Source organism: Yoonia sp. (assembly GCF_965660735.1).
Classification (GTDB): domain Bacteria; phylum Pseudomonadota; class Alphaproteobacteria; order Rhodobacterales; family Rhodobacteraceae; genus Yoonia.
This window is the reverse complement of record NZ_CBFIBD010000001.1, coordinates 38,429-62,787: the sequence shown is the minus strand read 5'-3', so window position 1 is coordinate 62,787 and position 24,359 is coordinate 38,429. Positions and strand designations below refer to the sequence as shown.

Here is a 24,359-nt window from a genome sequence, read left to right as displayed (position 1 = left end):
CTTAATTATGGGTAGGAGGAAGCCGGTGCAGGGGGATGATCCCCGGCATCAGGCGCAGAATGCGGGCCCGGATACGTTCCCAGAACGCACCCAGCAAAAGCAGGACAATGCCAAGGATCAGCACGGTCAGCGCGGCACCGTCGCCATCCATTACGGTGGCGGCAAGGGTCACGATGTAACCGATTGCGGCGATCAGAAATGAACGCCGGTCAATGACAATGGCAATAAGGGCGAAAAAGGCAAGAAAACCCAGCAAAACGACATCAGCCACAAAGGCATCGGTATCGAGCAGGGTCAGTGCAACGGTATTGACCAACGCAGGGGCCGCGACCACGTGCAACCAAAAGCCATTGGCGCTGCGCCGGGTCACGCGGTGCGGGTCGCTCATGTCGAAAACCATCGCAACGGCAAACACCGCCAACCCCAGCGCCAGCGTGATAAAGGCAAAAGGCCCGCCCGCTGACAGCAGAAACAGGTCGCTGAAACTTTCAATCCGCCCAACCCGGCTGGCGGCAAAGACAATGGCAACGGCAAACAGGCCCACGGCAATCATCGCCATGGCAAAGGGCACGCGGAACCGCCACCAATAAACCGCCAGCGTGACGGTCGCCAGAAACAGGGGCAGAGGCAAGCTGCTGAAATCGTTTTGCGCAACCATGAAGGGTTGCATCATGCCCGATATGAACCCGAACGCCGCATTACCGGCGAACATTACAGATAGCGCAATCGCCGGGGCCACCATCCGACGTCTGCGGATGAAATATTCCGATAAAAGCCACAGCATGGCGCCGCCGGCCGCAGCGATCATCGCCGCGTATCGGGTTACATCGACAATCTGGTCACCGAAAGCCAGCGATGTCACACCCGACCAGCCAAACGCGAGAATGATCAGGCCTATGACGATGAAAATCTCGTTAAAGCCTTTGAACAGTTCAAAAGGTTCATCACCGACCGTCAGGTTTTCGCGCGCGTCCCGCCGACGATCGGCAAGGGAAACAAGGCCGGCGGCCTGTTTTTCGTTCAGCAATCCGCTGCTGATCGCAGCCCGAAGATCGTCGCGTTCGATCATCCGATGCTTTCCACCGTCAAGTTGCCGTTTGTATAGACACAGATATCCGCGGCAATCGCCATCGCACGGCGGGCGATCTCCTCGGCTGACAGGTCGGTGCTCATCAGCGCGCGCCCGGCGGCAAGGGCATAGTTCCCACCCGATCCAATGGCGGCGATGTCATGTTCGGGTTCCAAAACATCACCCGCGCCGGTGATCACGAACAATTCCTTGCCATCGCTGACGATCAGGAATGCCTCCAGCTTTTGAAGATACTTGTCTGTGCGCCAGTCCTTGGCAAGTTCGACACTCGCCCGGGCCAATTGCCCCGGTGTTGCCTCCAGCTTTTTTTCAAGGCGTTCCAACAGGGTGAATGCATCGGCGGTCGATCCGGCGAAACCGGCGATCACATCCTGCCCGCCGGGGGAAAGGCGGCGGACCTTGCGGGCGGTGCCCTTGATCACGGTCTGGCCCAGACTGACCTGCCCGTCACCGGCGATGACCACCTTGCCACCCTTGCGCACACCAATGATCGTGGTGCCATGCCAGCCGGGGAATTGTTCACTTGCCATTGTCCGCTCCTGTTCGTTCGGTCTTATATGGCGGGCAAGGCGCGGGCAAACAACCCCGACAGCTTGTTCACGGAACGCTGTGCCGCTAGCGTCTGCACCATGAGCGAAGAAAACACAGTCACCTTCTATTTGCATGACAATCTGCGTCAGCAAGCAATGGCGGGGCGTCACAATTTCATGTTGAAACTTTCCGAGGTGCTGACAAGCGCGGGTATGACCGTGGCCTTTGACGATGACACCGACGCAGCGCGCCTACGTGCCATTGCACGGCCCGGACGCAGCCTGCATCTGATGGAAAACCCCGCCACCGCGCGGGGCCTGACATTGCGGCGGACATATCTTTACCCGTTTTGGCATATCGAAAGGCAAGGCAAACGCTGGGATTGGCCCGTTGCGCATGCGCAATTCAGTCCCTGCGCACAGAATCCGACCAAGGCTGCAGATTTCTATCGGTTCTGGCAAAACCGCCTTTTTGATGAAGGTCCTGCACAGGCTACACGGGACGGGTTTGTTTATGTGCCCCTGCAAGGGCACCTGACAACCTGCCGGTCGTTCCAGTTTTGTAGCCCGATCGACATGGTGCAGGCGGTCCTGGATCACGATCCAGGTCGCAAGGTGATCGTCACGCTGCATCCATCAGAGGATTACAGCCCTCTGGAACAAGATGCGCTGAATGCGCTGATGCACGACCATAGTCGGCTTGATGTGCGCAGCGGTGGAATGGAACGGTATCTAAGAAACTGCGATTATGTCGTTACCCAGAATTCAGGCGCTGGGTTCATGGGATATTTCTTTGGCAAACCATTGGTCCTGTTCGGCAAGACTGATTTTCATCATATTGCGCTGAATGTCGGTGACATCGGGTTGGCAGAGGCGTTTGCGCGGGTTGACCGGCACGAACCCGACTATGCGGCCTATCTGTATTGGTTTCTGCAGAAACGGTCGATCAATGCTGGACGACCCGAGGTTTTGCAAAAGATCCGCACAGTGCTGCGCGGCCACGGCTGGCCTGTCTGAGACAAAAAAGGCGCCCCGGTGGGACGCCTGTTTTCGAAAACGACAGAACGCTTAGATCGATTCTTTGATCCAGCCTTCCAATGCGGCCTTGGGGGCGGCACCGGTTTTGTTCGATACGACCTGGCCGTCCTTGAAAAGGAACATCGCGGGGATGCCGCGCACGCCAAGCTGGGCAGGGGAATTGGGGTTTTCGTCCACGTTCACTTTGACGATCTTGACCTTGCCCGCCATCTCGTTGGAGATTTCTTCCAAAGCGGGGCCGATCATCCGGCAGGGTCCGCACCATTCGGCCCAGAAATCCACGACCACGGGAATGTCAGACTGGCGCACTTCGGCGTCAAAAGTTGCATCTGTTACGGCTACGGTTGCCATCGGCCTACTCCTTGGCGAAAATTAACATTCTTTCTAGGTAGGCACCCGGCTGGGGATGGTCAAGCCGGGGATACAAGCACCAACGTATCGTGAAGCAAATCCGCGCCCAGCGGCATGAGCACTGCAGTTTGTGTCCACAGGATCGCGACTTTGACGTCGTGGTCCGGGAAAATCTGGCCCAAAGCATGGTGATAGACCGCCATTTGCCGCAGCAGCCCGTCGGGCGTCTGTGCCGCTGTTTCGGGCACGACCGTATTCGATTTGTAATCAACCGCCAGCACATGATCGGGCATGACCAGTAGTCGGTCGATGGCACCGTGTATGCGGCCAATGCCGGGAATATCCGCTGTCACATCCACCTCTGTCAGCGCATTCCCGTCCCAAAGATGGGCCAATGCGGGTGTGTCCAGCAGGCCGATTACTTGCGATACCAGCGCGGGATCCTGCCGTTCGATCAGGCGCAAGCCCAGCGCCATCCGTTCGGTTGGCGCGACAAGCGGCAGATGTTCCAACAACCGGTGGATCAGCGTCCCGCGTTCCATCGCGTCTTCGTCAGCGGCACCGGGATCACCCGGCAGCGTCTTGGCGCCCGGCAGATCAGAGGGTGCGCGGGTTGTGATCCGTGTAACGGCAGGCAGCATGCCAAAGACAGGCAGGGTGACTTGTGGCGTCGGATCGGGTTCAGACGTGGCGAACGCGCCTGCGTCCCATTCAAGATGTGATACGCGTCTGATTGCCAGATCGCCCGCCGTTGCATCATAATCGCCGCGCTGGGCCATACCGCTGGCCACGATATTGTACCAACTGTCATCGGCTTTGCCCACATCGCCCGCGGCACCCACAATCAGCCATTTTTCAGCGCGCGTCATCGCGACATATAACAGGCGCAGCCGCTCTCGCGCCTGTTTGGCGATGACCGCGTCGCGCAGGGCCGCCACGGTGGGTGGGCTTTCCCTTGCGGGTGTTTTCCAGACCAGATGTTCGTCAGCTGGCAGCAGTTCGGATTTTATCTGTATATCCCGTTTTGCCGTGTCGGGCAGAATGACAATCGGCGCCTCCAGCCCCTTGGCGCCGTGCACGGTCATCACGCGGATTTGGTCGCCCTGGCTGTCCATCTGGCGCTTGACTTGCAGATCGTCGGTTTCCATCCAGATAAGGAACCCCGTCAGGCTGGGCACGCCGGTGCTTTCATAAGATAGCGCCTGCGACAGCAAGGCGTCGATACCATCCTCGGCCTCTGGCCCCAGACGCGCCAGCAGTTTGCGCCGTCCGTCATGGCGGGTCAGAATGCGTTCGATCAGGTCATAGGGGCGCAGAAAGTCCGCCTCGCGTCTCAGATCGTTCAGTATCGTCAGCGTTTCGGGGTAATCCCCATTGCGTAGCGCGGGCCACAGATGGCCCTTTTCCAGACGATGATGCGCCAGCGTGAACAGATCCTGTTCCGACCAGTCGAACAGCGGCGACCGCAGGGTGGCGGCCAGTGACAGGTCATCCTCTGGCAAGGCCAGAAAACTCAGCAGCGCGGCCAGATCCTTGACCGCCAGTTCGGCCCCGACGCGCAAACGGTCCGCCCCCGCGATTTTCAGTTTGGCGGCTTTGCAGGCGCGGATGATCTCTGCGAACAGATCTGACCGGCGCTGCACAAGGATCAGAAAATCGCCCTCTGTGATCGGGCGGCGGCGGAAATCGCCGGTGTTCTCGATTTCCTCTGGGATTGTGTCCTGTGCGATCATCCGCTTGATCTGGTCGGCAACTTGGGCGGCCATCAGCACGGTGTGATCCATTTCGCCGGGCTGATCGACAGGATCCCACCAATTGCGGTCGTCAGCCTTGTCGGCCTTTGCGATCACCGGCCACAGATCGACGCGGCCGGGCATGTTTTCCTTGAACGCGATATGGTTCAGGTCATCATCCATTCCGGTGGCGCGGTCCTCGCTAAAGGTTGCGTCTACTACCGACAGGATTGCCTGGGATGATCGGAACGAATGGTCCAATGATGTGATCGCAAATGGCTTTTGCACAGCATGGTGCGCATCCTTGAACAGTGTTCTCATCTGGTCAAAGGCGTCAGGGTCGGCGCCCTGGAACGAATAGATCGACTGCTTCTTGTCGCCCACGACGAAAACCGTGCGTTCGCGATCTGGCCGCGCGCCGACCCCGGCGGCAAATTCCTGCGTCAGCCGTTCGATCACCGCCCATTGGGTCGGGCTGGTGTCCTGGGCTTCGTCCACCAGCACATGATCAATCCCGCCGTCCAGCCGGAACAAGACCCATTGCGCGACGCTTGGGTCGGTCAAAAGGGCGCGTGCCTTGCGGATCAGATCATCGAAATCCAGCGCACCCATTGCCAGCTTGCGCGCCTCGTAGGCAGGCACGAACGCACGGCCAAAGCGATAGATCGCAACCGTGCGTTCCAACGCATCCATCGCCCATAAATGCGCCTTGGCGGTGGCAACCCTGTCCATCCAGTCGTGAACGGCATCGGCGACGGGGGCCAGTGCCTCGACCGCCTTGCCGTGGTTGCTTTGCGGGAAATTGACCGACTTGGAATTGCAGGTGCCTGCATACAGGAAAAGCGAAAAAAGTGTCTCTAACCCGCCCCAATCAGGTCTTTCGTAATTCAAACCTTTCAGCTGTGCCGCGAAATTCTGATAGGTCTTTGACTGACCAGCAAAGCATTCCGCGACTTCGGCGGCGATGGCGCTTTCATCCCCGCCAAAGGCCATGGCAAGCGCATCTTCGCGTCGCGATCCGGGCGACAGGTCAAGTGCTTTCCTAAGGTCTGCTTCATCTGCATCCTGCGCAAAATAATCCCGTTTGCCCGCCACCTCGGCTGTCAGCTTCGCCAGATCATCGCCAGTGAAAAACGCCAGCACGTCATGCACCGTCTGCGCATCACTGCCGGTCACCAGATCGTCCATCACTTCGGCGCGCAGCAGTTCCGCATCGCGATCTTCCATTTCGCGAAATTGTGGGCTGACCCCGGCCTCGAGCGGAAAGCGGCGCAGGATCCCGGCACAGAATGAATGGATCGTCTGGATTTTCAGGCCACCCGGCGTTTCGATCGCGCGGGCAAACAGCGTGCGCGCCGCGCGCAATTGATCGGCATCGATCACACGGTCAACGCCCAGCGTGCGCAGGTCATCGCGCAAGGCGTCATCGGCCATCATCGCCCATGCGCCCAACCGCTTGAACAGGCGGTTCTGCATTTCGGCTGCGGCCGCCTTGGTATAGGTCAGACACAGGATGTTCTGCGGGTCCACGCTGTCCAGCAACAGACGCGCGACCCGGTCAGTCAGCACGCGAGTCTTGCCCGACCCGGCATTGGCCGACAGCCACGTGGAATTGCCCGGGTCGGCGGCATCGACCTGCCTTTGGGTGGCAGCATCGCGCATCATGTCAGCACCTCTGGATGCGGGGCATCGCTTATATCCCATTCGCCAAAGCGCGACAGGTGATCGTAATCGCTGCGGTCGCTCTTGGAGAACAGCGCCATGCGGGCGGTATAGCCCCGGTCGATCCTTTGCCAGTTTGTCAGCAACGTGGTGAAATCGGCCCAGACCTGATCGGGGGGTTGTTTATTCAGCGGTGCGGCGGCAGTTTTCATTGCGGGATTGATCCCAAGGAAATACGCTGCCTGCACGGGAACCTTGCCAAGTTTCTCAAACGCGCCGCGCTCCACCATCGCGGCCTCAAGCAGCAGTTGCTTGTCGAATTTTTCCTGTTGTGGTGCGGTTGGGACCACGCCGGTCTTATAGTCATAGATCAGTGCGGGACCGTCCGGCGTCACATCGATCCGGTCGGCCTTGCAGGTCAGGGTAATGCCAACCTGTGGCACGTTGATTTTCCCCCAAAGCTCGACTTTGCGGGTATCGGCCAGGGCCTGCCGCGCGATCTCTTCGATCAGAAAGATATCGGCGGACCGCACCATGCGCGCCAGCCATTGCGCGCGGATTGTCGGCCATGGGCACTGTGCGGCAAATTCCTGTTCGGCAATCTGCATCAGGGCGGCACGGTCAGCCGGTGCGTGGCCTTCTGCAATGAACCGTTCCAATATCTTATGCACGATGATCCCGCGCAGCGGCGCATCGGCAGTGGGCAGCAGCGGGTCCAGTTTGTTCAGGCGCAGCACCTTGCGGGCATAGATGGCAAATGGGTCGCGGATCAGGGTTTTGACCTGCGTCACCGATATTTCCGTCGGGCGCGCTGCGACAGGCGGGCAGGGTGCGGGGCGTCTGGCCGGGTCGGTCCGGCCCGTCGGGCCCGAGAGCCCAGCCGCCATGGCAGCCCAGTGATCACCCCGCGCCTGCATCGCACGCAGCGCGGCAGGCCCGTTCTGATCAGGCAAACCGTTTAGCAGGTTTGTCAGCCGGTTCACCCAGCGCGACGGCACGGTTTCAGCGTCCGATGACCGCTTTGCGCGGGAGATCCAAACCTCCTGCCCTGCCATCGCCTGTTGATAATCATGCGCTGACAGGCCGATCCGGCGTTCCGGCAACAACAGCCCTGCGGCCTTGCGCATGGTCCGGTTCAGCCATGGGTCGGGGGGTGGTGCCTCGGGCCATGTGCCGTCGTTCATCCCGCCCAGAATTGTCAGGTCCACGCCATGCACGCGCGCTTCCAGCGTGCCCCAGATCAGGATGCCAGGGTGGCCCTTGTCGCGGTCGCGCACGACCCCTTCGGCAATGACGGCCCCGAACAGCGCTGCATAGTCGCGCGGGGTCATGATGCCACCGGCGTCGGCGTTCTGGATCAGCGTATCGCATATGCGGCGCGCCTCGCGTCCTGCGGCCTCTTGCCAAAGCGCGCCGCTATCGTCCCCGTTTGGCCCTTTGGCAAAGGCCTCTGCCAATGCCAGATGCCGGGTTACATGTTCCGGCAACGGCAGATCAGACGCAGCATCAACCAAAGCGACCAAGTTTGCCAGCCACGTAACCCAGGCCTGCCGGTAAGGCTGGTCGCCCGCCCATTTCGCCAGCGTTTGCGCGGTGGGAAAGGGTGGCCCCCAGCGCCGTAGATGCAGTTCCAGCTCTCGTGTGTGCAGCAGATGAGGCCCGCGTTTCGACCCGCCGGAATGACATAGCGGATGTTTCAGCAAGCTCAGCAACGCAGCCCCCGTCAGTGGTTTGCCGAACAGGTCTGCAACATGGCGCAAGAACCGCCCCGGCGGTGACAGGGCCAGTGGCAGGCCCGCGCTGTCATCGGGTGTAATATCCCAGCGATCCAGCGCGGCCGTCACCTGCCGGGTCAGCATCCGGTCGGAAGAGATCAGCGCGGCGGTTGTGCCGTCCTGCGCCGCCTGGCGGAGGCGCAGGGCAATCGTTTCGGCCTCTGCCCGCGGCGATGCCGCCTCGAGCAGCGTCAGCCCTTCTGTCGCGGCGATCATGCAGCCAAGTTCCGGCCCTTCTGTCAGCCACTGGTTTGTCACTGGCGCGGGACGCAGTGACAGCGATACAAGGCGGTTTCGCGCGGGGCGCACAGGCGCAATGTCCGACCACGGCGCGACGTCACTTGGCCTAAAGCCGATCAGGTCCATTAGATGGCGAAAGCGGTATTGCGGGTGATCCTCGGCGGTCAGGGCATCATCCATGCTCTGCCACACAGCATCGGGAAGATCGTTATCGAACCCCGGTAACACGATGGCCCCTTGCGGCAGACGCGCCACCGCTTGCATGAATAACGCGGTCGCACCACGCGATCCGGTGGACCCGGCAATAATGATGGGGTGTTGCGGCGGGTCATCGGCCCAGCGTTCGGCAAGCGCTGTGATGATCAGGCGCTGGCGCGCTTCCTTGTCGGGCGCTTCGGGTGTGTCGCCAAAGAACGGGGCGATGATCTTCAAGAAGCGCAACGCCCTGTCCCAATGGCCTGACTGGTCGGTCACATCAAGACCGGCAATCGTATCGGGGCTGACCCCCTCGCCCTGCAATTCGTCCATCAGTTTTGCCAGACTGTCGGACAGATCATAAAGTGCCGTGCGCGGCGCAAGGTCGGGTTCCTGTTCCAGCAACTTGGCCACGAATTGCGCCAGTTCCAGCCGCCGCCGCAGGGGCGACACCGGGGGCGGCATGTCTGCCAGTGGGTCCATCGCCAGATCGGTGATCAGCCGGATACGCGGCAACAGGCGCGGCGGGCCTGCATCGAATACATCGCGAATGCGGCGCTGCATTCTTGTGGTGTTCACATAAACCTCGACTTGTGCCCAATTGGCGGGGGTCATGCCTGTGCTGCGGGCCTCCAGCCCGCGCACCAGCCCCAGGGCAAAGTCCACGCCGGGGGGCGTGCCAAAGATGCGGGGGCTGGCGCTGGGGTCAAACATGCAACATTGCCTCTGCCAGGGGGATGCTTTCGGGTTGGCCGACGTCGCACCACTGGCCATCATAGACAACGCCATATAGCGCGCCGCGTGTCGCCATCTGATCCCAGACAACGTTCATCGAAAAAACCTCTGCTGCGATCCCGCCAATGGTGTCGGTGCGGATCATCTGCAAGCCGGTATAAATATGCGCGGGTGCGCGTGTGAGGCGCCCAGCACTGTCTACCGTAAAATCACCCTTGCCCTTGTGCCCGGTGACCTGCGCGGTGGGAACCAGCAACAACAGCGCCTCCATCCCCTCGCGCCACGCGCCGCGCAGCTGGGTGACGGGATTGGGGCCGCGCCAGATCGCATCGGTATTCATCGTGATCACGGGATTTCCGGGCAGCAAAGGCATCGCATGGCGTAATCCGCCACCGGTTTCGCGCAGCAGGTCGGTTTCGTCGGAAATGGTGATATCGCGCCCGGCCAGATGGGTGCGCAGCATGTCGGCCTTGTAATGCGCATTCACCACAAGCGGGCCGATACCAGTCGTCAGGTCCAGCGCATGGTCGATCAATGCACGGCCGGCCACGGGAACCAACGCCTTTGGCCGGTCATGGGTCAGTTCGCCCATGCGTGTGCCCAGCCCGGCTGCGAATAACAGGACCGGTGTGGTCATGCGCGCAGGCTTTGCAGGTGGCGGGCATCTGGTGCGGGCAGGCAATCCAGTGTCGCTGCACGCAGTCGGCCGAGGGCTGGATGGGCCAGATCTCGCAGCAGATTTTCCCAGACGCGGGGGATAAGGTCGATATATTGCGGCTTGCCGCGCGTATTGGCCAAGCGGGCGAACACCCCCAAAATGCGCAGATTGCGCTGGGCGCCAAGGCAAGCAAGTTGCGCGCGAAACGCGGGGCCAGCGCCAGTTGCCTGCATGAAATACTCTGTCATTCGTTCGGCCAGCCCCGCATCAACATCGCGTCGCGCATCCCGCAGCAACGATGCCAGATCGTAACCCGCCGGCGCTATGAACGCATCCTGAAAATCCAACAAGCCGACGCGCGCAGTCCCGCCCCGATCAGGCCGCCAGATCAGGTTTTCTGCATGAAAATCGCGCAGCGCCAGCGTATCGGCATGCGGCGCATGAGCCTCGAAATGTGTACGGAGTTCTGCGATCAGATCAGCGACCGTTGCCCGGGCATAAAATTCGCCGGTGATGGCAACCATGTCGCCCGCGACCTGCGGGGTCATCCGGGGCAGGCTTTGATCGGCGACTTGTCCGTGCAGTTGCGCCAGCACATCGACCGCCGCTGTATAAAGCGTGCCAGAATCGTCCGGATGCCGCGCCAACCAGCGGGCAAATACGTCTGTCCCCAGATCAGACAGCACCATGATCCCGTTGTCGGCGTCATGCGTCAAAACCTGCGGCGGGCATAGCCCGACCGACGCCAGCCAGTCGGCCATCCGTGCAAACGGTCGTGTGTCTTCGCCGTTATCAGGTGGGGCGTCCATCAGGATGACGCTGTGCGTATCCTGGGACAGCCGCAGATATCGGCGTGCGGATGCATCGCCCGCCAACGGCATGCGCTGCCAGCCAGCCCAGACAGAGGTTGCAATAAATCTGTCGATCAGCAGGGCGCGCTCAGTCATTCAAATCGCCAAGGCGCGCACGCCATCTTTGGGGCGCATCGACAACAACACTATGGCCTTCGTCACGGGCGGCAAAGTGCAGGCGCAACGCATCGGGCGGTGCGGCATCGCCCAGCCGGTCGGGCCATTCGATCAGGCAGATCGCATCGGCAAAAGCGTCGTCCAACCCCAACTCGAAAACCTCTTCAGGGTGGGTCAGCCGATACAGGTCGCAATGCCAGATATCGCCGTGCGGATCCTCGTAGGTTTGCACGAGCGTGAAGGTCGGGGATGGCACATCTTCCATTCGGCCAAGACGCGCACGGATCAGCGCGCGGCAAAAGGCCGATTTTCCGGCACCGATCGGTCCGTCCAGCAGGATCACATCCCCTCGCCGCAAGCGCGGTGCAATCCGGCCGGCCAGTTCAACGGTATCGGATTCCTGTGGAAGTGACAGATGAATAGGATGAGAGAACATAGTGCCGAGACTATGGGCTTATGGTCGGCCTGCAAGCTGAAATCAGCGTTTGCCCGCAAGCAAAGCATGATCCGGGGCAGATAGTTTCTGGATCACTGGTTTGCGCGGCGGCGCAATCGAAAACCGCACCATCGTCATCCCGCCGGAAATAGGGTTGGCATGGCAGCGCAGGTGCCGCCCGTCATCAAGGGTCACACGATCGCACCATGGTTTGCGCGGGCCAAGGATATGCACGAACCGGCGCAATTCAGCCCAGACAGCGGATGGCGCACATTGGGATTGCCAGCCTTGAATGGCCGTCTGCAAATCAAAGGGTGTGATCCCGGTGTCATCCACCGCACCCCAAAGTGTCGCATAGGCAGCATTCGACATCACAAGCGTGCCCGCACTGGAGAAAACGGCAATCGCGTCGGGCAGCGCGTCAAGCACCGCCTGACCGGTTTCAATATCCGTCCGAAACCTGCGGGTCAGTGACATTTCGGCGCTGATGTCTTCAAACAGAAATGCAAAAGCACCGTCAGGATGCGGCCGCCCGGTGACGCGATAGGTCTGTCCTTCGGGCAAATTCCAGATTTCGGTATAGCGGCCGTCCTTTGCCGCCACCTCAAGGGCGGTAAAATGGTCACGCCATGTGGTATAGTTTTTCGGCTCGGGCAGCATCCGGGTTTCGCGCAGCCGGTCCAGAACCGCATCCAGCGTGGGTCGGCAACTGAGAAACTCAACGGGCAGGTTGGTCATGTCCAGCAGCGCAGGATTGAACATGGTCAATTCGCGACGTTTGTTGAAGATGGCCAGGCCAATCGACAGGTCTGCGAAAGTCTTGCTAAGCGTCTGGACGAAATGGCGGCGTTCATGGTCGGCGCGCACCACAGCATTTGCGTCGGTTGCGAAATGTAAAAATCCGTCGCCCCGTTTCACACTGGTCACATCAAACCACTGCTCGGCCTGTTTTTCAGCCAGCGTTACGGACAGTCGCCGCAACGTGCTGTCACGCGACGCCATGGTGGCGTGCAGATCGGGAAACAGCGGCTTATCCGGCCAGCTGCGCCTGTCGGAATCCTCGTTCGAGGGCTGAACATCATTGTGGAAAGACAGATAAGCTTGGTTTGCCCAAATCAGCCTGCCATCGCTGTCTTCATGCCAGATCAGCTGAGGGGTGTGACGGGTCATGTCGCGCAGCACCGCCAATTCCGACAGGCTGACATCGCGTTCGATCACATCGCTGGCGCTCAGGTCGTTGGGGTGTTTCTGCCCTTTTATGGCAAGACGCAGCATGCCATCGGTTTGCCGCGCTTCCAGCCAAAGCCGGTCCTGGCAGGGTCCGTCGATCCGCAGGGTATCTGGTATTTCCTGTTCCAGCTTTTCACGCAGCGCGGGAAAATGTGGCGCAAGAACATGCAAGGTCGCATCAAATTCGCCCATGTGATCGGCGTGTTCCGCGATCATCGCCTGCGCATCAACGGTTGCGTCAATCAGGATACGGTCATGGAACAGGAAAACCGGACCGGATGTGGGTTGACCGGCAAATGCCGCGCGCGGTTCCGGTTGGCGGTTAAAGAATTGCCGCGCGACCTGCAGAATCGCTGCGCCAGATGTAGCGATGGCTGCCGCCGCGATCAGATCCATCCATGTCATTGCTCCGCGCCCTTGGTCCTCGGTTAATCACAAGGCCACCTTGAAAGAGTAAAGTTAAAGTCGCGTTAAGATTGCCTCAGGCTGTGGGCCAGGCGTCAATCGGCATGTTCTGGCCCAGCGCACCACCTGGCGCATGGCCGGGATCGGGCAGGGCACTCCGCGCCCATGTTACCTGAACGATGGCCCCACCGGTTGCCTGCCCGGCCCATCCCGCATGACCATGTCTGCGGCTGTTGGCAAAGGTCAGGTTGGCGCCGGATCTTTCCAGCAGGGTCTTTGCAATGAACAGCCCCAACCCCATACCTTCGTATCCGGGGCGGCGTCCGCGATCCTCGGCAAAGCGGCGACGCCGCACATAGGGATCGCCGATGCGCCCGATAACCGACTGTGGAAACCCCTGCCCGTCGTCGGAAATACGCACGGTAATGTCATCCTTGGACCAGTTGATATCGACGTAAACTTCGGCCTGTGCGAAATCTACGGCGTTCTGAATCAGGTTGCGCAGGCCATGTATGATTTCAGGCCGACGCGGAATTGTCGGTTGGGTCAACGCGGCCCCGTCGTTGGGACCGATCCCAAAGATCACATGCTTTCCGCGGTTCATATGCGGTTCGGCGGCTTCGCGCACAACGGTTTCAAGTGGTGCGTGGCGCAGATGCAGATCATCCTTGCCCGCCCGCCCCATAGAGTGAAGGATATCCCGGCAGCGATCGGCCTGTTGGCGAATCAGGGCTGCGTCCTCCAGCAACTCGGGATGGTTTTCCAGTTCTTCCATCAGTTCGCTGCTGACCAGTTTGATCGTCGCCAGCGGTGTACCCAGTTCATGTGCGGCGGCGGCAACGACACCGCCGAGATCCGTCAGCTTCTGTTCGCGCGCCAGAGCGAGCTGCGTGGCCAGCAGCGCCTCGCCCATTGTGTGCATTTCAGTTGTGACCTGGCGGGCATAGATCGCCAGAAACACCACGCCGATGGTCAGCGCGACCCAGAACCCGAACTGGAACAGCCCGGGCAAAACCAGGGTGACCCCCATGGCACTGACGATGGGCAGGCTATACTGGCTGAGCAGGGTGATCAGGATGATCGCGGTAAGCCCTAGAAACAGCGTGCTGCGCAGGTGCAACACGGTTGCGGCAATGGTCACCGGTGCAAGCATCAGCATCGCAAACGGGTTGTTCAGCCCCCCGGTCAGGAACAAAAGCAGGCTCAGCTGGACAATATCGAACACCAGCCAAAGCGATGCCTCGCGTTCGGAAAGACGCTTGTTTTCAGGATAGACAAAGCTGGAAAACAAATTCGCAAGCAGCGATGCGCCGATGACCATGGCGGCAAAGCCGACTTCAATCTGCAACCCGTAAACCCTGACAGCCACAAGAATTGCCGCGGCCTGTCCGGCCGAGGCAAACCATCGCAGCATGACAAGGGTCCGCAGACGCACCCAGTTGCTGCGCTGTTGGTCCTGAAACATCTCGAATTCTGAAATCGACATCTGACTGCGGGATCCCATGAGGCAAGCTGGAACATTGATAAGCATCGGGGCATGCAGGATCAATGCGACCAAACCGCGAAGGAAGATGGGCATGGCCGGAAAAGTGACCATAACGACGGGCGTGGCCTTGCCTGGGCCTGTGGGCGTAACTTTTCTGTTGACGAAAATACGGATGCGCAGGTGGCGGCGGCCTCTCTGGCAAACGGGACGTTCCATTCCAAACAGGATAAGGACTTGGAATATTACCTGATGCAGCATTCAACCTTCACATGCCTGTCCCTGCCCGGCACAGGCTTTGTGGATGCATCGTGGACAGTTGACGGGCTTCATCGCGGGTCTATCTGTATCGCAACGACCACAAAGGACCGATGATGAACACCGAGGCACTGAACTTGGGCGATGATAACAGCCTGTTGCTTGTCGATGACGACGAGGCGTTTCTGCGTCGTCTTGCAAAGGCGATGGAAAAGCGCGGGTTTGCTGTTGAAATGGCGGATTCCGTTGCGGCAGGCACGGCGATTGCCACGGCCCGTCCCCCGGCCTATGCGGTTGTTGACCTGCGGCTGGAGGATGGCAACGGGTTGGATGTGGTTGAAAAACTGCGTGCCCAGCGACCAGAAAGCCGCGTTGTTGTGCTGACGGGTTACGGGGCGATTGCCACGGCGGTTGCGGCGGTCAAGATCGGGGCGGTCGATTATCTGGCGAAACCGGCGGACGCGACTGACGTGACAAATGCGCTGCTTGCGCGCAATGACGGCCTGCCACCACCCCCCGAAAACCCGATGAGCGCGGACCGCGTGCGGTGGGAGCATATCCAGAGGGTTTACGAGCTTTGCGACCGCAACGTGTCGGAAACGGCACGGCGGCTGTCGATGCACCGGCGCACGTTGCAAAGGATTTTGGCCAAACGCAGCCCGCGGTGACGTCGCGCAGGTTGGATCACGATCCGCCCTATGATCTGGCGGCCTGCAACAGCCAGCTTTTCAATGTCTTGACCCTGTCTGGCAAAACGCCGGGCGCATGAACGATGTAATACCCTGTGCGGTCCCGGGTTTCCTGCATCAGGGCAACCAGCCTGCCCGCTTTCAGGTCATCACTGACCAACGCACTTGCCACGACCGTGATCCCGGCACCGGCCCGGACAACTGATAGTAACATGGTCAGTGTCGCCAGTTCCCTGATCTGACAGCGCGCCGGGTCAAGCCCCGATGCCTCTGCCCACAGCCTTGGTTCGCGGTGAATTGTTTCGAATAGCCACGGCAGATCATACAGGTCGCTGAACTGTGTAACCTTGCGCCCCGCCAGCAGGCCAGGTGCCGCTACAACCGTATAATCGGCCGAAATCAGATGGGTTGCCTCGACGCCGGGCCAGTCGCCGTCGCCGTATCGAACCGCCATGTCAAACCCGTCGCGGCGCAGATCGACCACGTCGATGCTGGGCGTGATCGACAAATCAAAGCCTGGATGTTGCGTCCAGAAATCCGAAAACCGGGGCATCAGCCAGTTTTCAGCAAATGTGGGGGTCACTGAAATCGCCAGCGGTCGCGCCTCGGCGTCGTCACGGATGGCGCGCACCCCGGCGATGATCTGCCCAAATCCGTCTGTCAGCGTCGCAGCCAGCCGCGCCCCCGCATCGGTCAGCGCAACCCCGCGGCCTTCGCGCACCAACAGCGACGCGCCTAGCGATGCCTCGATTGCGCGGACATGCTGCGCGATGGCGGCATGGGTGACGTTCAGTTCCTGTGCGGCGGCGCTGAACGACCCGGCGCGCGCTGCCGCCTCGAACGCGCGCAACGCGGCAAGGGACGGAACATCACGCCAGTTCATATGATAGTTCAGCTAACATTATAAAATTCTTTCAGAGTCGCATTGCGCGCATACACAGCCTAGATGCCGCTTATCAACTCAGGAAAGGAAAAGCCATGCTTTCGCTACTTGCCAACACGATGTCCCTTGCAACCCGTCAGGATGGCTGGAGCGATCCCGATTATCGCAACCACCAGCGCACTGCCCGCAGCACTGCCCAGTATGAACGGGAAGAGGCCGAAAAACAGCACCAGTCCCATCGTAACCTTCGCATCCGTTAAAGTGGGTCTGCGCGTTTCAATCGATCGGGGCCGCTACGATCCGGCCTATGATGTTCAATCGTGCCGGATCGTTACAATGCATTCATCAAGCGCTGGTGCAGCGCTGTAAATTCGTCACGCACCTGGGCGGGCGGGCGCAAGCGGATGGTCAGACTGTCCACCAACGCCGTATCCTGTTTGCCGAAAAACCTGTCCGCCTCTGGCCGCGTAAACCCCGCAATCTGCACCGCCTCCAGCCATGCGGACAGCTTGTCGGCCTTTTTTATCTGGCGCTTGACCGTCGCGGGAATTTGCGCGGGCAAGCCAAAGCGAAGATGGATTGCAGCGGTCAGCCGATCATCCAGCGCGCTATACCCCGGACCCACAGCCGCCTTGACAGGGCTGATCATGTCGCCAATCACATATTCCGGCGCGTCATGCAGCAATGCGGCCAACTGCCATTTCACAGGTGCGTTGGGGTTCTGGCGGCTGAAAATCTCGGTCACCAGCAGCGAGTGTTCAGCCACCGAATAGGCAAAATCGCCCCGCGTCTGCCCGTTCCACCGCGCAACAAAGGCGAGTCCGTGCGCGATATCTGCGATTTCGATGTCCACAGGGGTCGGGTCCAGCAGGTCCAATCTGCGCCCTGAAAGCATCCTTTGCCATGCGCGTGGTTGTTTCATGCAGGGTCCGCCTTAATTCCTTTTTCAGACAACTGCATAATACGTGGCTTTGGATTGTGGCAACCCGACCGCGATGCTATGGGACCCACAACCTTTCTCAGGAGAAGAACAGCATGTCGCAAGACTATATTGTCAAGGATATCGCGCTGGCCGCTTATGGCCGCAAGGAACTGGATATCGCCGAGACCGAAATGCCCGGCCTGATGGCCCTGCGCGAGGAATATGGCGAGAAGAAACCGCTGGCCGGTGCGCGGATCGTCGGGTCGCTGCACATGACGATCCAGACCGCTGTGCTGATCGAGACACTGAACGCGCTTGGCGCAGATGTGCGCTGGGCGTCCTGCAACATCTTTTCGACGCAGGATCACGCGGCAGCAGCAATTGCCGAAGGCGGCACCCCTGTTTTCGCGATCAAGGGTCAAAGCCTTGAGGAACATTGGGACTATCTGGATCGGTCGTTCCAGTTCCCCGAAGGTGCGAACATGATCCTGGACGACGGCGGTGATGCGACGCTTTACGTTCTGCTGGGCGCGCGGGCCGAGGCGGGCGAGGAAATCATCCCTGTCCCCCAGTCCGAGGAAGAAGAGGCCATCAAGGCACAGATCAAGAAACGTATGGCACAATCCCCCGGCTGGTTCACCAAAACCCGCGACGCGATCAAAGGTGTGTCCGAGGAAACGACAACCGGCGTGCATCGTCTGTATGACCTGCATAAGAAAGGCCTGTTGCCTTTCCCCGCGATCAACGTGAACGACAGCGTGACCAAGTCGAAATTCGACAATAAATATGGCTGCAAGGAATCGCTGGTCGATGGCATTCGCCGCGCCACCGACACCATGATGGCCGGCAAGGTTGCTGTGGTTTGCGGTTACGGCGATGTCGGCAAGGGGTCGGCGGCCTCGCTTGCGGGTGCCGGTGCCCGCGTGAAAGTCACCGAAGTTGACCCGATCTGTGCGCTGCAAGCCGCGATGGACGGATTCGAGGTCGTATTGCTAGAGGATGTTCTGGACAGCGCTGACATTTTCATCACCACCACGGGCAACCGCGACGTCATCCGGATCGAGCATATGCGCGAGATGAAGGATATGGCGATCGTCGGCAACATCGGCCATTTTGACAATGAAATTCAGGTTGCGGCACTGAAGAACCACAAATGGACCAACATCAAGGAACAGGTGGACATGATCGAGATGCCCAACGGGCACCGTCTGATCCTGCTTTCCGAAGGGCGTCTGTTGAACCTTGGTAACGCCACCGGCCATCCGTCGTTTGTGATGTCGGCCAGCTTTACCAATCAGGTGTTGGCGCAAATCGAACTGTGGACCAAGGGCGAGGAATATGCCCCCGGTGTGTTCATCCTGCCGAAAGCTCTGGATGAAAAGGTCGCGCGCCTGCATCTGAAACGCATCGGCGTGAAACTAACCGAACTGCGCAAGGATCAGGCGGATTATATCGGCGTCACCGTCGAAGGGCCGTTCAAGCCCGACCACTACCGCTATTGACCCCCTGCAACCCCCACCATCGCGGTGGTGGGGGTTGTATGATCCGTGATCCGGTGCAGAATTTTGCTGTCTCCCCGAAAAAATTCTTAGCAATTGGCCAATGTGCCGTTAACCTCCGCCCCATGTTGCGCATTGCAGCGGTTTATTGAACAAAAACAACATCGGGGGACATTCTCATGGGTAAAAGAGACGATTTGATTGCGAAATACGCGGACGATCTGGCCAATAAATGCGGCATGACGGCTGACATGGACTTGCTGACCAAGGTCACAATCGGCTGCGGCCCTGCGATTTATGACGCGGATGCATCGACAGTCGCGGGCAGCCAACCGGCCGAGCTTGAGACCGTCAAGAACAACTTTCTGATCAAGAAACTGGGTCTCAAAGACGGGCCGGAACTGGATGCGGCGATCAAATCTGTGCTGGAAACCTATGGCCAGTCCGAACGGAATAAATATCGCGCGGTCATCTACTACATGCTGACCAAGCATTTCGGCAAAGAATCCATCTACGGCTAGGTCCACCCGCCAACCGAACGCCAACGCCCGCGACATCCGCGGGCGTTTTGCGTTTGGTTTGACTAAAATCTTACGTGCTTTGGATTTGCCGAACAGCAGTGAACTGCTGTATTCAATACACAGGATCAGGATGGTCCGGACCTGGATATTCAATGCGTGTGGTGGCTTGGGAGCACGCGGGGTGGAAGAGGGTTCGGCGTATGTCCGGCCCTCTTTTCCGTTTAAGTGCAGGGGTTCGTTTCGCCCATGTCGCAAATGATGCGCCATTCGTCATCTGTAACGGGCTGCACCGACAGGCGGGAATTATTCACCAGCACCATATCTTTCAGCCGTGGGTCCGCCTTGATCTGCTCCAGTGTCACAGGTTTGTTGAACGGGTGCACCGCCTTGATATCCACGCAGTCCCAGCGGGCGTCGTCTGTGGTGCTGTCGGGGTGCGCCTCGGCGCAGATTTCGACGATACCGACAATTTTCAGCCCGGTGCGCGAGTGATAGAAAAAGCCCCTTTCACCCATTTTCATCGCACGCATGTTATTGCGGGCCTGATAATTGCGCACACCGTCCCATTCTTCGCCCGCGTCACCCTTGGCGACCTGATCATCCCAACCCCAGACGTCCGGTTCGGATTTGAACAACCAGTGCGCCATCAGCCGATCACCTTTTTCCAAGCCTTCAAGGTGACATCACTGAACAATCCGGCCTTTGCATAAGGGTCGTTATCGGCCCAGGCCCGTGCGGCTGCCAGATCGTCGACCTCTAGCACGATCAGCGACCCGCACATCTGCCCGTCGGCATCCAGAACGGGCCCGGCCATTTCAACCACGTCGGTGTCGGCGATATACGCCAGATGCGCCTCGCGGTTATCCAGCCGCGTTTGCAGTGCGCCGGGTTTATCTTTTGTCATCAATGCAAAACGCATGTCATTCTTCCTTGAGTGGGCGAGACAGCAGCCTGTTCAGCGCCGTTATCACATCGGTTTGTCCGCTAGTCAGATCAGCAACCACTGTGCAAATCGGCAGGTCAATGTCCAGATCCTGCGCCAGCTGTCGAACGGCACGGGCGGTGGCCACGCCTTCGACGGTGGTGCCGACATCAAAGGTCTGGGCCTGACCCAGCGCCAGCCCATAGCGGTAATTGCGTGACTGTTCGGATGTGCAGGTCAACACCAGATCACCAAAGCCGGACAGCCCAGCCAGCGTTTCAGGATCGGCGCCGAGTGCGGCGGCAAGGCGCTGCATTTCGGGAAATCCACGGGTCATCAGCGCGGCGCGCGCGCTTTCGCCCAGCCCCGCGCCAATCGCCACACCGGATGCAATCGCCAGCACGTTTTTCAGTGCCCCGCCCAGTTCGGCCCCCACCGTATCGGTCGTGCGGTAAAGCCGCAGCGCCGTGGTGGACAGTGCTTTTTGCAGGATTTCCCCCGCTGCATCATCCGCGCAGGCAAGTGTAAGCGCCGTGGGCAGGCCCCGCGCGATATCAGCGGCAAAGCTGGGCCCGGTCAGGATCGCCGGGATCGCGCCGGGGATCATATCGCGGATCGTGCTGGCAGGGCCGGTCATGCGTTCCAGATCGATCCCCTTGCAACACGCCACCAGATACTTGCCCGAAAGTGCCGCGACATGTCCGGCAAGAAATGGTCGCAGCGTTTGTGCCGGAATTGATAGCAGGATAATGTCACAGGCAAGAACAGTCTCTAACTTGGCAGAAAACGTCATATTCTCTGGCAGGGCTATGTCCGGCAGTTTCGGGTTTTGCCGTGTGGTCTGGATGGCGGCCTGCGCATCGCCATCACGGCCCCAAAGCGCGATATCGTTGCCATCCAACGCGAGCGCCACACCTAGCCCCGTGCCAAAGGCACCACTGCCGATGATCCCGATTTTCACGCCTTTGCCCCCTTTTTTCCTGATCCCAGCATCGGGGCCGCGCGATCATCCAGCGGCCAGCGCGGTCGGGCAGACAAGGTCAGGTCATCCACCGTTCCTGCCTGCATCCGGGCCGCCCCGGCATAGGCGATCATGGCCGCATTATCGGTGCAAAGATGAAGGGGTGGTGCGAAAAAATCAGTCTCTAACCCGGCGCAAAGCGCGGTAAGGGAAGACCGCGCCGGTCCGTTCGCCGCCACCCCGCCTGCAATCGCAAAAGACCGCGTTGCAGGTGCCAGCAACAGGTATTCGGCCAGAGCGCGGCGTGTCTTTTCCGTCAGGATGTCAACCACTGCGGCCTGAAACCCCGCACTCAGGTCGGCTTGATCCTGATTGGTCAGCCCACCACGGTCAGCAATCACGCCGTCCCGTGCGCGCAGCATCGCGGTTTTCAGCCCCGAAAACGACATATCGCACCCCGGTTGGTTCAACAGGGGCCGCGGGAGCTTGAATCGGTTCGGGTCGCCCTGGGCTGCCGCCGCTTCAACTGCGGGGCCGCCCGGCTGGCGCAGGCCCAGGATGCGGGCGGTCTTGTCGAACGCCTCGCCCGGGGCATCGTCGATCGTGCCGCCGATCCGCCGATAGCTGTCATGCGCCTCGACGATCAGGAATTGGCAGTGCCCGCCTGATACCAACAGCATCAGATAGGGAAAGGGAATCTGGTCCGTCAGGCGCGGCGTCAACGCGTGCCCGGCGAGGTGGTTCACGCCGATCAATGGCAGACCTGCCGCCGCCGCCAGACCCTTGGCGCACATCACGCCGGACAGCACCCCACCAATCAGCCCCGGCCCCGCGGTGACAGCGATGGCATCAAGGTCGGCAAACCCGATGCCGGCCTCGGCCATGGCCTGTTCGACCGCATGGTCCAGTTTTTCGGCATGGGCGCGGGCCGCGATTTCGGGCACGACACCGCCAAAGTCGGCGTGCAACGCCGTCTGACCGTAAACCACCGACGACAGCACATCAGTGCCGCGCACCACGGCAGCGGCTGTGTCGTCGCAGCTGCTTTCGATGCCAAGGATGGTCAGGGTCTGTGTCATGGGTGTTCCGGTTGCGCGTTGATCGTATGCAGGTAACACTGGCTCTACACGCAAACAATGGTGTGACAATGACTCCGATCATGATCGTGACACGACCTGACCCGCAGGGGGCCGATTTCGCGGCAGCCATTCAGGCAGCGTGGGACGGACCGATCAGGATCATTCGGTCGCCGCTGTTGCAGATCGCCCCTCTCGCGGTCGCGGATGATCTGTCGGGGATCAGTGCGGCCATTTTCACATCTGTCAATGGTGTTGCACAGGCCAAGGCGTTGGGTCTGCCGCCTGGGATCGTGGCCTATTGCGTAGGAGAACAAACCGCAAATGCGGCGGCAAGCGTGGGGTTTGCGCCCGTCACCGGCCCCGGCGATGCCGCACAATTGATCGCTTTGATCCTTGCCCAGCGTCCTGCTGGCGTTTTGGCCCACATTCGGGGGCTTCACGCACGTGGAAATATTGCCGACGCATTGACCGATGCGGGCCTGCCGTGCCGCGATGTGATCGCCTATGATCAACACGCCAAACCACTGACGGATATCGCCCACAATGCGTTACAAGGGCAGAATCCTGTGGTGGTGCCCCTGTTTTCCGCCCGGACATGCACCATATTTCAACGCAGTGGGTCAGTTTCGGCACCGCTGCACGTGGTCGCGATCAGTCCGGCAGCTTTGCCAACCGATCTGCACGCTGTCACGACGACTGTTGCGTCAGCGCCGGACGGGCCTGCGATGATCCGCGCGACGCTGGATTGTCTGCGTGCGATCAAAGAAGGGGACCATGGCATCCCTCTGGCTTGAGGGTTGCCGCGTTGCGCGATACTGTAATTGAAACCCGCCTTTTTTAGCGGGTTGGTGCGCTAAAGGGGTAAAAAACGTGGCAAAACAAGCTGCCAAGGCTGACAAGACACCATCAAAAGCAACCAATGCACCGTCGGCGGGCCAAACAGCTGACGAATCGTCTGCGCCGCTGGTCGATCCCATCCCGCCCGAGGTTCACCTGATGACCAAGGCGGCATCAACGTCGACCTCAACCGTCGAACCGGCGACAACAACGCCGGTAAAACCGGCAGAGAAACCTGTAACACCAGAACCGGTAGAAACGTCCAAGGCCGACACGACCACACAACCGGCACGTCAGGGCGGGTTCATTCCTTTGGTGGTTGGCGGCTTGATTGCAGGTGTAATCGGGTTTGGTGTTGCCACGCTGACGACCCCGTCCAATGATGGTCCGCTGGCCGATCAAGTCGCCCGCCAAGGCGCCACGATTGCGGCGCTGGAACAGCAGATCGCCGCATTGGATGCAGCAGAACCCCCGACCGTGGACCTTTCAGGGATCGAAGAAACCCAGACTGCCCTAGGTGCTGAAATCGACAGGCTTGATACGGCCATTGCTGGGCTGCGCGAACAGATCGAGAATTTGCCGACTGTCTCTGCGGGCAATGCCGCCATCCCTGATACTGCCGCTTATCAGGCGGAATTGGATGCCCTGCGCAACCAGATGCAGGGACAACTGGCCACCATGGCTGAAACCGCACAAAGCCAACTTGAAACTGCCCGTGCCGAAGCCGCGATGATCGAGGAAAACGCGGCGGCTGCTGCGCGGCGGGCCGCCGGACGTGCGGCACTTGCCCGGATTCAGACCGGATTGGAAAGCGGCGCACCACTGGGCGCCGCGCTGGATGACCTGCAAGAGGCATTGGGCGAACCTGTGCCTGATGCCTTGTCTGCCGTCCGTGGTGGCGTGCCGACCTTGGCAAGCCTGCAAGAAACATTTCCCGACGTGGCCCGCGCCGCCCTTGCCACCGCCCGCAGCGAAGGCGTGGCAGGTGAAGAAAGCAGCGGGTTTGGGGCGTTTCTGCGCAATCAGCTTGATGTCCGCTCGGTCAGCCCGCGTGAAGGCACGACGGTTGATGCAATCCTGTCGCGCGCCGAGGCGGCTGTAAAATCAGGCCGTCTGTCCGATGCGCTGGCCGAGCTTGCCGCCCTACCCGATGTTGCCCGCGCAGAAATGTCCGAATGGCTTTCGCAGGCTGAAGCGCGGGCCAGTGCGGTGACTGCCGTCGATATGCTCGCGACTACCCTCAACGATAATTAAAAGGC

The 24,359-nt window shown here is 60.1% G+C and carries 23 protein-coding genes; 7 read left to right on the top strand and 16 right to left on the bottom strand.

The genetic code is table 11. The annotated features are described in order from the left end of the window. Nucleotide 1 precedes the first annotated feature (1 nt). Both ACTG4B_RS00300 and hslV read right to left on the bottom strand, forming a co-directional pair. Nucleotides 2–1,069: a hypothetical protein gene (locus tag ACTG4B_RS00300; RefSeq protein WP_439153667.1), complete on the bottom strand. Its 1,068-nt coding sequence runs from the start codon at nt 1,067–1,069 to the stop codon at nt 2–4. Continuing rightward, nucleotides 1,066–1,620, bottom strand: a complete 555-nt coding sequence (hslV, locus tag ACTG4B_RS00295) for an ATP-dependent protease subunit HslV (protein WP_439153666.1) — start codon at nt 1,618–1,620, stop codon at nt 1,066–1,068. Before hslV ends, ACTG4B_RS00300 begins: the two co-directional genes overlap by 4 nt. Nucleotides 1,621–1,719: 99 nt before the next feature. On the opposite strand from hslV, the gene ACTG4B_RS00290 reads away from it, so the two are divergent. Then, nucleotides 1,720–2,637 carry a capsular polysaccharide export protein, LipB/KpsS family gene (locus ACTG4B_RS00290; protein ID WP_439153665.1) on the top strand — a complete coding sequence of 306 codons (918 nt, stop codon included), beginning with the start codon at nt 1,720–1,722 and terminating at the stop codon, nt 2,635–2,637. Between the two features lie 51 nt (nt 2,638–2,688). Here the strand turns inward: ACTG4B_RS00290 and trxA are convergent, their stop codons facing one another. From trxA to regB, 8 genes are all read right to left on the bottom strand, one after another. After that, nucleotides 2,689–3,009 carry a thioredoxin gene (gene trxA, locus ACTG4B_RS00285; RefSeq protein WP_439153664.1) on the bottom strand — a complete coding sequence of 107 codons (321 nt, stop codon included), beginning with the start codon at nt 3,007–3,009 and terminating at the stop codon, nt 2,689–2,691. Between the two features lie 59 nt (nt 3,010–3,068). After that, nucleotides 3,069–6,407: a double-strand break repair helicase AddA gene (gene addA / locus ACTG4B_RS00280; RefSeq protein ID WP_439153663.1), complete on the bottom strand. Its 3,339-nt coding sequence runs from the start codon at nt 6,405–6,407 to the stop codon at nt 3,069–3,071. Further along, complete coding sequence (gene addB / locus ACTG4B_RS00275; protein WP_439153662.1) at nt 6,404–9,328, bottom strand: double-strand break repair protein AddB; 2,925 nt, start codon at nt 9,326–9,328, stop codon at nt 6,404–6,406. The genes addA and addB overlap by 4 nt, the downstream gene beginning before the upstream one ends. Then, nucleotides 9,321–9,986 carry a nucleotidyltransferase family protein gene (locus ACTG4B_RS00270; protein ID WP_439153661.1) on the bottom strand — a complete coding sequence of 222 codons (666 nt, stop codon included), beginning with the start codon at nt 9,984–9,986 and terminating at the stop codon, nt 9,321–9,323. The genes addB and ACTG4B_RS00270 overlap by 8 nt, the downstream gene beginning before the upstream one ends. Further along, nucleotides 9,983–10,954: an aminoglycoside phosphotransferase family protein gene (locus ACTG4B_RS00265; protein ID WP_439153660.1), complete on the bottom strand. Its 972-nt coding sequence runs from the start codon at nt 10,952–10,954 to the stop codon at nt 9,983–9,985. Before ACTG4B_RS00265 ends, ACTG4B_RS00270 begins: the two co-directional genes overlap by 4 nt. Further along, nucleotides 10,947–11,411, bottom strand: a complete 465-nt coding sequence (gene tsaE, locus ACTG4B_RS00260; RefSeq protein ID WP_439153659.1) for a tRNA (adenosine(37)-N6)-threonylcarbamoyltransferase complex ATPase subunit type 1 TsaE — start codon at nt 11,409–11,411, stop codon at nt 10,947–10,949. The genes ACTG4B_RS00265 and tsaE overlap by 8 nt, the downstream gene beginning before the upstream one ends. 42 nt (nt 11,412–11,453) lie before the next feature. Continuing rightward, nucleotides 11,454–13,046 (bottom strand): PAS-domain containing protein, encoded by a 1,593-nt coding sequence (locus ACTG4B_RS00255; RefSeq protein WP_439153658.1) that lies wholly within the window; start codon nt 13,044–13,046, stop codon nt 11,454–11,456. Between the two features lie 76 nt (nt 13,047–13,122). Next, nucleotides 13,123–14,532 carry a sensor histidine kinase RegB gene (gene regB, locus ACTG4B_RS00250; protein WP_439153657.1) on the bottom strand — a complete coding sequence of 470 codons (1,410 nt, stop codon included), beginning with the start codon at nt 14,530–14,532 and terminating at the stop codon, nt 13,123–13,125. Between the two features lie 371 nt (nt 14,533–14,903). Here regB and ACTG4B_RS00245 point away from each other — a divergent pair, with 371 nt between their 5' ends. After that, nucleotides 14,904–15,455 (top strand): ActR/PrrA/RegA family redox response regulator transcription factor, encoded by a 552-nt coding sequence (locus ACTG4B_RS00245; protein ID WP_439153656.1) that lies wholly within the window; start codon nt 14,904–14,906, stop codon nt 15,453–15,455. 28 nt (nt 15,456–15,483) lie between these two features. On the opposite strand, the gene ACTG4B_RS00240 is transcribed toward ACTG4B_RS00245, so the two are convergent. Further along, complete coding sequence (locus ACTG4B_RS00240; protein ID WP_439153655.1) at nt 15,484–16,359, bottom strand: LysR family transcriptional regulator; 876 nt, start codon at nt 16,357–16,359, stop codon at nt 15,484–15,486. A 95-nt stretch (nt 16,360–16,454) separates the two neighbouring features. Between ACTG4B_RS00240 and ACTG4B_RS00235 the strand changes: the two genes are divergently transcribed. Continuing rightward, nucleotides 16,455–16,619 (top strand): hypothetical protein, encoded by a 165-nt coding sequence (locus ACTG4B_RS00235; protein WP_439153654.1) that lies wholly within the window; start codon nt 16,455–16,457, stop codon nt 16,617–16,619. Between the two features lie 71 nt (nt 16,620–16,690). Here the strand turns inward: ACTG4B_RS00235 and ACTG4B_RS00230 are convergent, their stop codons facing one another. Next, nucleotides 16,691–17,281 carry an HD domain-containing protein gene (locus ACTG4B_RS00230; RefSeq protein WP_439153653.1) on the bottom strand — a complete coding sequence of 197 codons (591 nt, stop codon included), beginning with the start codon at nt 17,279–17,281 and terminating at the stop codon, nt 16,691–16,693. 113 nt (nt 17,282–17,394) lie between these two features. Between ACTG4B_RS00230 and ahcY the strand changes: the two genes are divergently transcribed. Both ahcY and ACTG4B_RS00220 read left to right on the top strand, forming a co-directional pair. Further along, on the top strand, nt 17,395–18,783 hold the full coding sequence (gene ahcY, locus ACTG4B_RS00225; protein ID WP_439153652.1) for an adenosylhomocysteinase: 1,389 nt from the start codon (nt 17,395–17,397) through the stop codon (nt 18,781–18,783). Nucleotides 18,784–18,959: 176 nt separating this feature from the next. After that, nucleotides 18,960–19,301, top strand: coding sequence for a DUF2853 family protein (locus ACTG4B_RS00220; RefSeq protein WP_439153651.1), 342 nt, complete (start codon nt 18,960–18,962; stop codon nt 19,299–19,301). A gap of 221 nt (nt 19,302–19,522) precedes the next feature. Here ACTG4B_RS00220 and ACTG4B_RS00215 read toward each other — a convergent pair whose 3' ends face one another. From ACTG4B_RS00215 to tsaD, 4 genes are read right to left on the bottom strand one after another with little or no spacing between them, the layout of a single operon-like run. Continuing rightward, entirely contained in the window at nt 19,523–19,948 is a 426-nt protein-coding gene (locus ACTG4B_RS00215) for an EVE domain-containing protein (protein WP_439153650.1), read from the bottom strand. Further along, nucleotides 19,948–20,220, bottom strand: a complete 273-nt coding sequence (locus ACTG4B_RS00210) for a YciI family protein (protein ID WP_439153649.1) — start codon at nt 20,218–20,220, stop codon at nt 19,948–19,950. Before ACTG4B_RS00210 ends, ACTG4B_RS00215 begins: the two co-directional genes overlap by 1 nt. A 1-nt stretch (nt 20,221) precedes the next feature. Next, nucleotides 20,222–21,184 carry an NAD(P)H-dependent glycerol-3-phosphate dehydrogenase gene (locus ACTG4B_RS00205; RefSeq protein WP_439153648.1) on the bottom strand — a complete coding sequence of 321 codons (963 nt, stop codon included), beginning with the start codon at nt 21,182–21,184 and terminating at the stop codon, nt 20,222–20,224. After that, complete coding sequence (gene tsaD, locus ACTG4B_RS00200) at nt 21,181–22,263, bottom strand: tRNA (adenosine(37)-N6)-threonylcarbamoyltransferase complex transferase subunit TsaD (protein WP_439153647.1); 1,083 nt, start codon at nt 22,261–22,263, stop codon at nt 21,181–21,183. The genes ACTG4B_RS00205 and tsaD overlap by 4 nt, the downstream gene beginning before the upstream one ends. A gap of 68 nt (nt 22,264–22,331) precedes the next feature. On the opposite strand from tsaD, the gene ACTG4B_RS00195 reads away from it, so the two are divergent. Continuing rightward, complete coding sequence (locus ACTG4B_RS00195) at nt 22,332–23,057, top strand: uroporphyrinogen-III synthase (protein ID WP_439153646.1); 726 nt, start codon at nt 22,332–22,334, stop codon at nt 23,055–23,057. Nucleotides 23,058–23,133: 76 nt separating this feature from the next. After that, nucleotides 23,134–24,354 carry a COG4223 family protein gene (locus ACTG4B_RS00190; protein WP_439153645.1) on the top strand — a complete coding sequence of 407 codons (1,221 nt, stop codon included), beginning with the start codon at nt 23,134–23,136 and terminating at the stop codon, nt 24,352–24,354. Nucleotides 24,355–24,359 lie beyond the last annotated feature (5 nt).